At 72.0% G+C, this 12,494-nt stretch carries 12 protein-coding genes; 6 read left to right on the plus strand and 6 right to left on the minus strand.

Going from position 1 to position 12,494, the window contains the following annotated elements:
• Positions 1–12: 12 nt before the first annotated feature.
• Entirely contained in the window at positions 13–903 is an 891-nt protein-coding gene (sigJ, locus tag QEZ54_RS15615) for an RNA polymerase sigma factor SigJ (RefSeq protein WP_281305312.1), read from the minus strand.
• A gap of 115 nt (positions 904–1,018) precedes the next feature.
• Between sigJ and QEZ54_RS15620 the strand changes: the two genes are divergently transcribed.
• The 3 genes from QEZ54_RS15620 to QEZ54_RS15630 all read left to right on the plus strand — a co-directional run bounded on the left by QEZ54_RS15620 (position 1,019) and on the right by QEZ54_RS15630 (position 2,953).
• Complete coding sequence (locus tag QEZ54_RS15620; RefSeq protein ID WP_281305313.1) at positions 1,019–1,435, plus strand: DUF6220 domain-containing protein; 417 nt, start codon at positions 1,019–1,021, stop codon at positions 1,433–1,435.
• Positions 1,436–1,619: 184 nt separating this feature from the next.
• A complete protein-coding gene (locus tag QEZ54_RS15625) occupies positions 1,620–2,363 on the plus strand; it encodes a Sir2 family NAD-dependent protein deacetylase (RefSeq protein ID WP_281305314.1) in 744 nt (247 codons plus the stop codon).
• Between the two features lie 71 nt (positions 2,364–2,434).
• Positions 2,435–2,953: a 2'-5' RNA ligase family protein gene (locus QEZ54_RS15630; RefSeq protein ID WP_281305315.1), complete on the plus strand. Its 519-nt coding sequence runs from the start codon at positions 2,435–2,437 to the stop codon at positions 2,951–2,953.
• Between the two features lie 122 nt (positions 2,954–3,075).
• Here QEZ54_RS15630 and QEZ54_RS15635 read toward each other — a convergent pair whose 3' ends face one another.
• Positions 3,076–3,474: a hypothetical protein gene (locus tag QEZ54_RS15635; RefSeq protein WP_281305316.1), complete on the minus strand. Its 399-nt coding sequence runs from the start codon at positions 3,472–3,474 to the stop codon at positions 3,076–3,078.
• A gap of 125 nt (positions 3,475–3,599) precedes the next feature.
• Here QEZ54_RS15635 and QEZ54_RS15640 point away from each other — a divergent pair, with 125 nt between their 5' ends.
• On the plus strand, positions 3,600–4,001 hold the full coding sequence (locus tag QEZ54_RS15640) for a YidB family protein (RefSeq protein ID WP_281305317.1): 402 nt from the start codon (positions 3,600–3,602) through the stop codon (positions 3,999–4,001).
• Between the two features lie 37 nt (positions 4,002–4,038).
• Here the strand turns inward: QEZ54_RS15640 and QEZ54_RS15645 are convergent, their stop codons facing one another.
• On the minus strand, positions 4,039–4,812 hold the full coding sequence (locus QEZ54_RS15645; protein ID WP_281305318.1) for a DUF2127 domain-containing protein: 774 nt from the start codon (positions 4,810–4,812) through the stop codon (positions 4,039–4,041).
• Between the two features lie 300 nt (positions 4,813–5,112).
• Here QEZ54_RS15645 and QEZ54_RS15650 point away from each other — a divergent pair, with 300 nt between their 5' ends.
• Positions 5,113–6,105 (plus strand): hypothetical protein, encoded by a 993-nt coding sequence (locus QEZ54_RS15650; protein ID WP_281305319.1) that lies wholly within the window; start codon positions 5,113–5,115, stop codon positions 6,103–6,105.
• A 7-nt stretch (positions 6,106–6,112) separates the two neighbouring features.
• Here the strand turns inward: QEZ54_RS15650 and QEZ54_RS15655 are convergent, their stop codons facing one another.
• The 3 genes from QEZ54_RS15655 to lysX form a co-directional block, all read right to left on the minus strand.
• Positions 6,113–7,000, minus strand: coding sequence for a polysaccharide deacetylase family protein (locus tag QEZ54_RS15655; protein ID WP_281305320.1), 888 nt, complete (start codon positions 6,998–7,000; stop codon positions 6,113–6,115).
• Positions 7,001–7,117: 117 nt separating this feature from the next.
• Positions 7,118–7,942, minus strand: a complete 825-nt coding sequence (locus QEZ54_RS15660) for a glycosyltransferase family 8 protein (protein WP_281305321.1) — start codon at positions 7,940–7,942, stop codon at positions 7,118–7,120.
• 208 nt (positions 7,943–8,150) lie between these two features.
• A complete protein-coding gene (gene lysX / locus QEZ54_RS15665; protein WP_281305322.1) occupies positions 8,151–11,435 on the minus strand; it encodes a bifunctional lysylphosphatidylglycerol synthetase/lysine--tRNA ligase LysX in 3,285 nt (1,094 codons plus the stop codon).
• 99 nt (positions 11,436–11,534) lie between these two features.
• Here lysX and QEZ54_RS15670 point away from each other — a divergent pair, with 99 nt between their 5' ends.
• Positions 11,535–12,344, plus strand: coding sequence for a hypothetical protein (locus QEZ54_RS15670; RefSeq protein WP_281305323.1), 810 nt, complete (start codon positions 11,535–11,537; stop codon positions 12,342–12,344).
• The last annotated feature ends 150 nt before the right edge of the window (positions 12,345–12,494 follow it).

The raw sequence follows: 12,494 nt of genomic DNA on the forward strand, positions 1-12,494 counted from the left end.
TCACGAGGCCGCCTAGTCTGCTCCCCAGCCCCGCAGCTTGTCGGGGTTGCGTACGCCCCAGATCCGCCTGATCCGGTCGTCGGCGACCTCGAACGCCATCACCAGCACGGTGACCCCGTCCCGCTGCGCCACCAGGCCCGGCACGCCGTTGACCGAGCGCTCCATGATCACCATGGGCGCCATCGCGGCGATGGCCACGGCGTAGCGCGCGATCTGCTCGGCGCCCACGACCGGGCCCGGCACCGCGCTGACCACGCCGCCGCCGTCCGCGACCGCCGTGGCCCGAGGGTCGAGCAGCCCGATGAGAGCAGCGATGTCCCCCGCCTCCCAGGCCACCCTGAACTGCCTGACGATGCCCGCCTGGGCGGCGACCGGAGTCGTGGCGGCGGGCAGGGCGCGTACGCGGCGGCGGGCCGAGGTGGCGAGCTGGCGGCAGGCCGCCGGGGTGCGGGCCACGATCTCGGCCACCTCGGCGAACGAGTAGCCGAAGACCTCGTGCAGCACGTAGGCGACCCGCTCGGCGGGGGTCAGCGATTCGAGCATGACCAGGAACGCCATGGTGACCGATTCGTCGAGGGTGACGCGGTCGGCCGGATCGGCGGCGGCCCACTCGGCGGGTGCGGGCAGCGGCTCGGGGACCCATTCGCCCACGTAGCGCTCACGCCGGGCGCGGGCCGAGCCGAGCAGGTCGAGGCAGATCCGACCGGCCACCGTCGTCAGCCAGGCTCCGGGCGCCCTGATGGCCCCGCGTTGCTCCGGCGACATGGCGTACCAGCGCGCGTAGGCCTCCTGCACCGCGTCCTCGGCGTCGGTCAGCGACCCGAGCAGCCGGTACGCGATGTTGATCAGCCGGCGTCGCTCGCCCATGACGCCGGGCAGGTCCGCATCGGACAGCGCCGTCACCGCGCCACCGCGCTGCGGCCGACGGAGTGTGAGGTGGCGCACCCCGCCTCACAACCGGTGGACGAGCGTCGTCGGACCACCGAGTGATAAACCGTCGAGCCCAAGGAGTCCTCCCGTGCGCAAGACCTTCGCCGTGCTGGCGACCCTGCTCCTGCTGGTCGTCGTGGCGCAGTTCTACTTCGCGGCCAGCGGCGCGTTCAGCACCGACCCCGACCGCGCAGCCTACCGACCCCACCACGCGCTCGGATACGTGATCTTCCTACTGCCGCTGCTCATGGCCGGGGTCGCGGCGCCGGCCCGCCTACCCCGCCGCCTCATCCTGTCGACGCTGCTGGTCACGGTGCTGACCACGGTCGAGGTAGTGGTCGCCAAGGTCGCCTGGGCCATCGGCAGCGGCACGGCGGGGCAACTCGTCTTCGGCCTGCACGCGGTCTGCGGCACGGCCCTGCTGGCAGTCGTCTGGACAGTCTTCCGGCAGGCCCGGCCGATCCTGACCGGCCGCCCGCACCCGAACGCCGCCGCAGACCGCTGACCACCCTTGCCCCACGCCCCGCGCCCGCGCCCCGCGCCCCGTCGCGGGGGTGCAGTTTCGGGGAAAGTGCACGAATCTTGGCCGCGATTCCTGCACTTTCCCCGAAACTGCAGGATGGTCGGGGCCAGTGCCCGGAGGCAGGTCGGGCCCGGAAAGCAGTTGCCCAGGCTGAAATCATGGTGCGATGACCGAGCGTAAGCCGATGATCGCAATCCTCACCGGGGCGGGGATCTCCACCGACTCCGGTATTCCGGACTTCCGGGGGCCGCAGGGGGTCTGGACGCGCGACCCGGACGCCGAGAAGCTGTTCACGTACGAGCACTACCTGGCCGACCCGGCCGTCCGCCGCAAGTCGTGGCTGGCCCGGCGCGACAACGCCGCCTGGCAGGCTCAGCCCAACCCGGCCCACCTGGCCCTGGTGGAGCTGGAGCGGGCCGGGTTCCCGGTGCGGATCATCACGCAGAACATCGACGGCCTGCACCAGAAGGCGGGTTTCTCCGCGCGCAAGGTGATCGAGCTGCACGGCACCATGTTCACGGTGCGCTGCATGGGCTGCGGTGAGCAGGGCACGATGCGCGACGCGCTGGACCGGGTCGAGGCGGGCGACCCCGACCCGAGCTGCCTGAGCTGCGGCGGCATCCTCAAGGCGGGCACGGTCATGTTCGGCGAGAACCTGGACGGCCAGAAGCTGTCCGACGCGGCCGCGATCGCCAAGGCGTGCCAGGTTTTCTGGGCGATCGGCACCTCGCTGACGGTGCAGCCGGCCTCGTCGATGTGCGCGGTGGCGCTGGCCGAGGGCGCGCTCACGACGATCGTGAACGCGCAGCCGACGCCGTACGACGGGGTCGCCGACGAGGTGGTGCGGGAGCCGATCGGCACGGCGGTGCCCCGCATGGTGCGCGAGCTGCTGGCGGCGCACCCGGACTGACGACGGCCGCCCGCCGGGAACGCGCCGGTGGGCGGCTAATTCGTTTGGCGGTACCGGATATGGTCCCGATCATGACTGCCGCGCTGGAGCTGTACTTCGACCAGGCCACCACGTTCCGCCTGCGCAAGCTGTGGAGCGCGCTGGAGGACGAGGGCATCCCGAGCCTGCGCGATCTGACCCACCGCAAGCACCGGCCGCACCTGTCGATCACCAGCGCGGAGGTGCTGGACGGCCCGGCGGTGCAGGACGCGCTGGGCGACCTGCCCGCCGCGCCGCCGCTGCGGCTGACCTTCGACCACATCGGGCAGTTCCTCGGCCGGGTGCTGTGGCTGGGCCCGGTGCCGACGGCGGAGTTGCTGGCACACCACGCGGCCGTGCACGCCCGGCTGACCGCCGCCGGGATCGAGACCGGCTCGTTCTACCAGCCCGGCGCCTGGGTGCCGCACTGCACCCTGTCGATGCGGGTCCCGCTCGTCCGGATGACCGACGCGATCCGGCTGTGCCTGGACGTGCTGCCGATCGAGGCGACGTTCACCGGCGCCGCCGTGGCCGACCACGCCCGCGACCTCTACCACCCGCTCCCCGCCTGACCCGCCCCGTCCCGCGCCGCGCCGCCCTCAAGATCGGTCAAGTTGCCGGGCAGTCGTGGGAAGAGTGCCCCAGGATACGCCCGATTGCCCGGCAACATGAGCGATCATGCGCCATTGAGCGATCAGGCGCCGATCGCGGCCTTGACCTTGGCGATGGCGGCGGTCTCGGTCTCCTTGACCCCGCCGGAGGCGTTGGCGACCTGGTCGCAGGCGGCGCTGATCACGTTGCGGAACTCGGCCAGCTCCTGCGGGTTCTTGGACTGCAGGATCGAGGCGGACTGCTGCAGCGCGCTGAGCACCCCGGACTCCATCTCGCCGGACGAGCCCTTGGGCAGCTCCGGCAGGCCGCCGGTCTTGAGCACGTCACGCAGCTCGGTCGAGGTGTTGGCCAGGGCCTTGGCTCCGGCGATGCTCTCCTTGAAACTGGCGAAGAAGCCCGGGTCGGCGCTGGAGACCAGGTACATGGCGCCGAAGGCGGCGGTACGCAGGGTCTGGCGCTCTTGGTCGGTGTAATCCGTCATGCGGCACATTGTGGATCAGCAACCCCATGCGGTATGGCCGTTTCACCGCTTTCACCGCGTATGCGGGGCCGACCACCTAAGGTCGGGGAAGAGCGCCAGCTCACCGAAACGGGGGTAACGGGGAAATGGCAGTCGACCTCAACCAGATCATGAAGCTGATGAGCGACCCGACCGTGCAGAAGTTGGTCCAGGGTCTGCTGGGTCAGCTGAGCGGCGGCAAGGGCGGCGCGCCGAACATGGCCGGCCTGATGGACCAGTTGGACAAGGCCGGGCTGGGCCAGCAGGCCCAGTCGTGGGTCGGTACCGGTCAGAACGAGCCCGTCACCGGCGCGCAGCTGCAGCAGGCGCTCGGCGGCGGCATGCTCGAGCAGGCCGCCGCCGACGCGGGCACGACGCCGCGCCAGGCGGCCGACGACCTGGCCAAGGTGCTGCCCGGCCTGATCGACCAGGCCACGCCGAACGGCCAGATGCCGGACCCGCAGCAGATGCAGCAGATGATCGGCAAGTTCATGGGCGGCGCCCACTAGCGCGCCGCGGCAGCATGGCCGGAGCCCGCCTGCTTGGTCAGGCGGGCTCTTCGCGTGCGGCGGCACCGCCGGCGGCGCGGGCGAGCTGGAGCAGGCTCTCGTGGTGGTGCTCGGCCTCGGCGGCGGCGCGGCCCCCGCGTACGCCGAACAGGCGCTTGCGGTAGACGAGGAAGACCACCGCACCGATGTTGATCAGCAGGGCCGTGACGCGCACCCAGGTGACCCGCTCACTCAGCTCGTACACCTCGAGCGGGATGAACAGGGAGGTCGCCACGGCGGCCAGGTACTCGCCCCAGCGTTCGAGCAGCCACAGGCCGACGCCCTCGACCAGCTGCAGCGCGCCGTAGCCGAACAGCGCGGCGGCGACCAGCGTCAGGGTCCGGGGCTCGGTGGCCAGGGCGCGCTCGACGAGGTGCAGCAGCGGGGAATCGCGCAGGTTCCAGTGCAGCCGGTCGGCGAGCGGCTGCAGCAGCGGGAGGGTGGTGTCGAACTGGGTTCGCACCTGGCCCTGGTGGCTGCGGAAGCGGAGCACGGCCCAGCCCGCGAGCACCAGCAGCAGGCCGCGCAGGAACCGCTCGACGGCCAGCAGCCGCAGGATCACCGCGTCGCGCAGCAGCTGCCCGCGCATCGGGACGGGCGCGTCGTCGGCGGGCCCGCTCGCGCGCGGTCGGCCGAGCACGAAGTCGCCGCAGCGCAGGCAGCGCCAGGCGGGGCCGGCCGGGGTGGAAACGTGCAGGTGTGCGCGCAGCTCCGGCTCGTCCGGCGCGTACGTGAGGTGGTGTCGGCTGCAGGCCAGCAGGTTCCAGTCCACCGTCGCCGTCCTCCGTTCCGCCGAGCCGCCAGCGCCGTTCCCACGCTATCGGGCACCAGGGGTCGGGGCGGGACGACTGGCGATGATCGTCGCGGCCGGGCGGAAACCGCAGCTCATCCTGACCAATCAGCGCGTAGCGGCGCCGCGGGCCGAGGGCGCCGACCTCGGCCGAACGTACTAGTCGAGCCTCGGCCGGACGAACCGAAGACGGCCCTTACCAGGGGCTTCGCCGCGCGTGATAGTGAACTCCGTCACTATTCCCAGCTGGGCACTGGCAAGACTCTTTTCTACGATCGCCGAATGCGTGGCAATGAAGCACACGAGCAGTGCGGGACCGACCACTCCCCCGTGGTCGCCCGCCAGAACCCCCGTACCGAATCCGTCAAGGCTCTGCTGGTCCGCCTGAAGGCGGTCGACCCCCGGCGCGCGCTGGCCGTCACCGGCCTGGCCGGCGTGCTGGGCGCGGCCGCGCTGGGCGGCGTCGTCGCCGGTGGTGCCGACACCACGGAGCCCGACCATGCCGCGGCGGCCGCCGTGGCCCTGCGCGCCGCGACCGGCCGAGAGAGCCGCGACAGCCGCGACGGCGCCGAGAAGGCGGCGTCCCGCTCGTTCGACCGGATCGAGCGCATGGCCGCCGAGATCGCGACGCTGGCCCCCAAGGGCGCGGTCGCCCTGGCCGCCAAGCCGAAGGAGGTGGCCAAGCCGAAGGAGGTGACGAAGCCGAAGGCGGTCGCCAAGCCGAAGGCCGTGGCCGAGCCGAAGGCGGTCACCAAGCCCAAGAGCGTGGCGAAGCCGAAGGCCGTCGCCAAGCCGAAGCCGAAGGCCGTCGCGAAGCCCAAGCCGGTGCAGGTGGTGCTGGCGCCGGTGGCCGGGCTCGACCTGACCCAGATGCGCAACGCGCAGGCGATCGTGCAGGCCGCCCAGGCGATGAAGCTGCCCGAGCGGGCGATGGTGCTGGCCGTGGCCTGCTCGATGCAGGAGAGCAACCTGTACAACCTGGCCAGCACGGTGCTGCCGGAGTCGTACCGGTACACCGACGAGGGCCAGGGCTCCGACCACGACTCGGTCGGCCTGTTCCAGCAGCGGCCCAGCTCCGGCTGGGGCGCGGTGCGCGACCTGATGCAGCCGAAGTACGCCGCGACCCAGTTCTACAAGGCGCTGGTCAACGTGTACGGCTGGCAGAACATGGCGCTGACCGACGCGGTCCAGGCGGTGCAGATCTCCGGCTTCCCGTACGCGTACGCCAAGCACGAGTGGCGGGCGCAGCAGGTCGTCGACGCGCTGAACCGGTAGTCCACTCCTAGCGCTGCCCCGGGTGCTCGGGCCGGTCCAGGCCGTACCGGCGGGGCGGGTCCACACCCGGGGGCAGCGCCGCCAGGTGGAATCTGGCCAGCAGGCGCGGCAGGATGGTGCGCAGCGCCATCGCCGTGCCGCCCCGGTCCCCGCCGCCGTCGTGCAGCAGCACGATCGAGCCGTCGCGGGTGGCCGAGTCGACCAGGGCCGCGATCTCGGCCGGCCGTTTGAGCGGCAGCCCCCAGTCCTTCGGGTCGACCTGCCAGTGCAGCGCGGTCATGCCCAGCCTGCGGGCGGCCGCGACCGCCGCTTCGGTCCACTCCCCGCCGGGCTGCCGGAAGTACGAGACCCGCGCACCCGGTACGGCGGCCTGGATGGCACGGTTGGTGCGCCGCAGGTCGGCCAGGATGTCGCGGGGTTCGCGCCGCCCCAGCTTCAGGTCGTGGGACCAGCTGTGGTTGCACAGCGTATGGCCCTCGGCCGCGATGTCGCGCACCAGCTGCGGATACTTCACCACGTTGGCGCCGATCAGGCAGAACGTCGCCTTGACCCGGTACTCGTGCAGCAGCGCCACCACGATCGGGGTCCAGGTGGGATCCGGCCCGTCGTCGAAGGTCAGCGCCACCTCCGGGGTGCCGGTGGTGTAGCGGCTGCCGGCCGGGCCGAAGCGCTGCGGGGCCAGCGGCGGGCGACCCGGCCCGGTGACCGGCTCGGCCCGGGGCGGCAGCGGCGCCAGCGCGGCCGGGCGCCCACCGACCTCGGCGACGTTCTCACCGTGTACCCCCGGACTCGCCCCGGTGAGCCAGGCCCGGGTCGCCCCGAGCCCGCCGCTGACCCGTCCGAGCAGGAATCCGGCGCCGAGCACCGCGGCGACCAGAGCCAGCGCGGCCGGCACTCCTCGGCCTGCCTTCCCGGGTCTCGCTCCGCCGCTCATGGCAGCCCTCCACCGGCGTCTATCTGCATACCATAGCAAACAGTCTAAATGGGGCAGGCCTGATCGGACGGAGAGCTGTCAGGCGTACGCGGCCACAGCCGCCGCCAGCCGCCGGTACCGGGCCAGCCGGTGCCCGGGGCGGAACCCCTCAACCCAGGGCTTGCGCCGGCCCGCGAAGTGCATGATCCGCACGTCGGTGTCGGGCCACGGCGCGTCCGGTCCGGGTTCGATGTCGTAGCTGCGCATGTGGTTCCACCGGTGCGGCAGCCGCAGCCAGCGTCCGGCGGTCACCAGGTTGAGCGCGTCCTGGTCCGGGAAGCGCAGCCGGGGCGCGTTGGCGGTCAGGTAGTCCAGGCAGCGCCGGGTCACGTCCTGGGCGCGCCAGGCGGCCAGGTCGATCAGCAGCATGCCGGAGTTGAAGTACGGCGCCGGACCGTCCACGTCGGCCCCCGCACCCGGGATGCCGCCCTGGGCGTCCATGGTGGCGTTGTACGCGTCGCGCACCGCCGCGAGCACCGTCTCCCCACCCAGCGGCACCGTCCACAGCGGGGCGAGGTCGCCGCAGACCGCGGTGTCGGCGTCGAGGTAGAGCAGCCGCCGCGCCCCGTCGCCGACCAGGTCGGGCAGGAGCAGGCGCAGGTACATGCCGGGGGTCAGGTAGTCGAGCCAGTCCGGTTCGGCCAGGGGCAGGCTGCGGAACTCGTCGCCGCAGGTGAGCAGGCGCAGCTCGGCGCGGCCGTCGAGCTGGCGGTCCAGGTGGCCGCGGCGGGTCTTGGCCACCTCGTCGGTGGTGAGCAGCCAGAACACGATGCCGTCACGGCCGGGGTGGCACTCCAGCACGGACTCCATCGCGACCTGCGCGTGCTCGGCGTACGTCTCGTCCACGGCGAAGGCGATATCCATGCCCGCCGGTATAGCAAGAAAGCCGCACGTGAATGTTGTTTCATTTCAAAAGATTACTGAACTTGCAGCAACTTCTGCCGCTTCGGTTGATCGGGTGTCGCGGCCCACCAAGACCGCTGGTCAAGTTGCCCGGAATCGGGGTATTCGGGGCGCTCTTTCGCCCGATTGCCCGGCAACTCGGCCAGCGATCCTGACCACGAACGGGGGGTCAGTGGGAGGCGCGGACGAGGGGGAAGGGAAGGGTTTCGCGGATCGAGCGGCCGGTGAGGAGCATGACCAGGCGGTCCACGCCGATGCCGAGGCCGCCGGTCGGCGGCATGGCGAACTCCAGCGCCTGCAGGAAGTCCTCGTCCAGCTCCATCGCCTCCGGGTCGCCGCCCGCGGCCAGCAGCGACTGCTCGGTCAGCCGCCGCCGCTGCTCCACCGGATCGGTCAGCTCCGAGTACGCCGTGCCCAGCTCGGTGCCGAAGGCGACCAGGTCCCAGCGCTCGGCCAGGCGCGGATCGCGGCGGTGCTGGCGGGTCAGCGGCGACACGTCGGTCGGGAAGTCCTTGTAGAACGTGGGCAGCACCGTCTTGCCCTCGACCAGGTGCTCGTACATCTCCAGCACCACGGCGCCCCGGCCCCACTTGGGGTCGTACGGGATCTTCGCCGCGTCGCACATCTTGCGCAGGATCACCACGTCGGTGTCGGCGGTGACCTCCTCGCCCAGCGCCGCCGAGATCGCCTCGTCGACCGTGCGCACCGCCCAGTCGCCGGAGACGTCGTGCGCCTGGCCGTCGTGCATGATCACGCACTCGCCGTTGGCGGCGGTCGCGGCCGACTGCACCACCTCCCGGGTCAGCGCCAGCATCGAGTCGTAGTCGGCGTACGCCTGGTAGGCCTCCAGCATCGAGAACTCGGGGTTGTGCTTGTAGTCCACGCCCTCGTTGCGGAACGTGCGCCCCAGCTCGAACACCTTCTCCACGCCGCCGACCGCGAGGCGCTTGAGGTACAGCTCCGGCGCGATACGCAGGTACAGCCGCAGGTCGTAGGCGTTGATGTGGGTGGTGAACGGGCGGGCGTTGGCGCCGCCGTGGATCCGCTGCAGGATCGGCGTCTCCACCTCGATGAAGCCCCGTGCCGTGAACGACTCGCGCAGGCTGTGCACGGCCGCGCTACGGGCGCGCAGCAGGTCGCGGGCGCCGCTGTTGGTGATCAGGTCCAGGTAGCGCTGGCGCACCCTGGCCTCGGGGTCGGTCAGGCCGCTGTGCTTGTCCGGCAGCGGGCGCAGGCACTTGCCGGTGATCAGCCACGAGTCCACGTGCACGGACAGCTCGCCGCGCCGGGTGGTGAGCACCTCGCCGGTCGCGCCGATCTGGTCGCCGATGTCGACCGCCGCGGTCCAGTCCTCGATGCCCTTGTCCAGCATGAGCTGCAGGTCGCCGCTCCAGTCGCGGACGGTCGCGAAGGCGACCCTGCCGTGGTCGCGCAGCAGCATCAGGCGTCCGGCCACGCTGACGAGGTCGCCGGTGTGCGTGTCCGGGGGCAGGCCGGGGTGCCGGGCCGCGACCTCGGCGCAGCTCGCGGTGGGTTTGAAGCCGACCGGGTACGGGTCGACGCCCTCGGCGCGCAGCCGTTCGAGCTTCGCCAGCCGTACCCCCATCTGCTCGCTGACCTCGTCGCCCGCCTCGTGCCCGGACGCCGCCTCCTGCGCGGCGACCGGCAGCCCGGCCAGCGGCGCCACCCCGGTGGCGTCCAGCGCCGCGACCGGCGTGCCCGGCACGGTCACGAAGCCCTCGGCGATCATCGAGGCCAGGCCGACCTTGGCCAGCTCCCGCCGCTCGCCGAAGCACAGGAAGCGGGGCACCCAGGTCGGGTTGTACTTGGCGTTGGAGCGGTACAGCGACTCCAGCTGCCACCAGCGCGAGAAGAACAGCAGCAGCCGCCGCCAGGCCCGCAGCACCGGCCCGGCGCCGATGCGGGCGCCCTCCTCGAACACCGACCGGAACGCGGCGAAGTTCAGCGACACCCGGTCCACGCCGAGCCGGTTGCAGGCGCCCATCAGCGAGGCGACCATGAACTCCATCGCCCCGTTCTCGGCGTGCTTGTCCCGGCGCATCAGGTCCAGCGACAGCCCGCGCCGGCCCCAGGGGCTGAACGACAGCAGCGACACCACCCTGCCGTCGCCGTCCAGGGCCTCCACCAGCACGCAGCGGCTGTCGTTCGGGTCGCCCAGACGGCCCAGCGCCATCGAGAAGCCGCGCTCGCTGTCGGTGTCGCGCCAGCTCGTGGCGAGGTTCGCCAGCTCGCGCATCTCGTCGAGCGGGATGTCGGCGTGGCGGCGCACCTGCGCGGTGTAGCCGGAGCGCTCGACCCGGTTGACGGCCTGGCGTACGCCGCGCATCTCCCGGCCGTCGAGCGCGAACTGGTCGGCGTACAGGATCGCCTCGTCGCCCAGCTCCATCACCTTCAGCCCGGCCCGGTGGTACGCGGTGGCGCCCTCCTCGCTGGCGCCCATCGCCGCCGCCGACCAGCCGTAGCCGCGCGCCTGCGACAGCCACGCCCCGATGGCCTTGTCCCACGCCTCCGGGTCGCCGATCGGATCGCCGCTGGCCAGGCTCACGCCGTTGACGGCGCGGTAGGTGACGGCCGCCTTGCCGCTGGGCGCGAAGATCGCCGCCTTGTCCCGCCGGGTGGCGAAGTAGCCCAGCGAGTCGCGCTCGCCGTACCGGTCCAGCAGGCCGCGGACCTGGGTCTCCTCCTCCGGCCCCAGCACGGAGGCGACCTCCTGCGAGCGCAGCAGCGTGAACAGGCCCGCGAAGACCGCGATCGCGCCGAACAGGCCCAGGATCAGGTTGACCGCGCCGGAGGCCTCGCCGTCGCGGGTCACGTCGAAGGCGAACGCGCCGCCGAGCACCTTCTCCGCCGCGTACGTGAGCTGCTCCTGGAACCCCTGCAGCGTGCCCGGGAAGGCCGCGACCAGGCTGTAGCCCAGCCCGATCCCGACCGCCGCGACACCGGCGAAGACCAGCAGCGCGCGCCAGAACGCGCCCTTGCGCACCCGGGCGTAGAACTCGCGCCTGGCCAGGAGCAGCACGATCAGCGCCGCCACGGCGATGCCGACGCTGATCGCGGTGGCGACCCGCCCCCAGCCGCTGAACAGCGGCTTGCCCGCGTCGTCGACCAGCTTCGCGTCGGGCAGGAAGGCGATCAGGCCCAGCGCCAGCACGCTGGCCACGGCGTCGAGCACGAAGTACACGATCAGGGTCCACCAGGCGACCCGCTTGCGCCGGGCCGTGGCACCGGCGAGCACCGCCATGAACGCCGCGTACGCCAGGTTGGCCGGTACCGGGATCAGCACGTCGTCGAGCAGCCGGCGGATCGGCTGGGTGCTGCTGCCCACCGCCCCGCCGAACGCGGCCAGTGCGCTGATCGCCGCAACCACGCCCAGCACCAGCGCGAAGACGTGCGGCACCTTCGAGCGCCAACCGCCGTGCACGTGTCCGTCCACCCGGCACCTCGATCCTGAGCAGCGTCAACTTCGAACATATGGCACCGGTATGGACCTAACATGGCGAATACGAGTAAAGCTCGCGAGTGGGGGTAGCCCGTGTCGGACTGGTTCCGCCGCACGGTCGTGGAAACGGGACGGTTGCCCCTGTTCTGCTTCTTCTCCGGCTTCATCGTCGGTTTCGCCTTCATCCGGTTCTCGGTGCGCATGATCCGGGCCCAGGTGAAGTGGTGGCCCGGCAACGTCACCCCCGGCGGCATGCACATCCACCACGTCGTCTTCGGCGTGATCTTCATGCTGATCGGCGGCGTGATCGGGCTGGCCATCCCGGACGACCTCGTCGGCTGGCGGTCGCTGGCCGCCGGGCTGTTCGGCATCGGATCGGCCCTGGTGCTCGACGAGTTCGCGCTGATCCTGCACCTGGACGACGTGTACTGGTCCGAGGCCGGGCGAACCTCCATCGACGCCGTCTTCGTCGCCATCGCGCTCACCGGCCTGCTCGTGCTCGGGCTGCGGCCCGTCGGCATCGACGACCTCATCCAGGCGCGCGCCCTGGGGCCGGGTGCGGTCGGCTGGGCCATCGCGGGCGTCGGGGCCATGCTGCACCTCGGCCTGTGCGCGATCACACTGCTGAAGGGGAAGATCTGGACCGGCCTGCTGGGCCTGTTCGTGCCCGTGCTGCTGTACGTCGGCGCGATCCGGCTGGCCCGGCCGCACTCGCCCTGGGCCCGCTGGCGCTACCTCGCCGAGACGCCGAAGGCGGAGTCGAAACTGGCCCGGGCGCAATGGCGCGAGCGCCAACTGCGGGGGCCCGCCATCCGCGCCAAGATCCGGCTCCAGGAACTCGTCGCCGGCCGCCCGGACGCCACCCCCGAACCCGACCCCGAACAAGACCACGCCCCCCGCTGACCCGCCCCGCCCGCGCCCCCGCCCGCCCCGCCCTCGCCCCGCGAGGTCGAGGGTGCAGTTTCGGGGAAAGTGCACGAATCTTGGCCGCGATTCCTGCAGTTTCCCCGAAACTGCACGACGGTCGGGCGGGAGATCGGCACTCGGGGCAGG

The sequence above is a fragment of the Catellatospora sp. KI3 genome (assembly GCF_029948125.1).
GTDB lineage: Bacteria > Actinomycetota > Actinomycetes > Mycobacteriales > Micromonosporaceae > Catellatospora.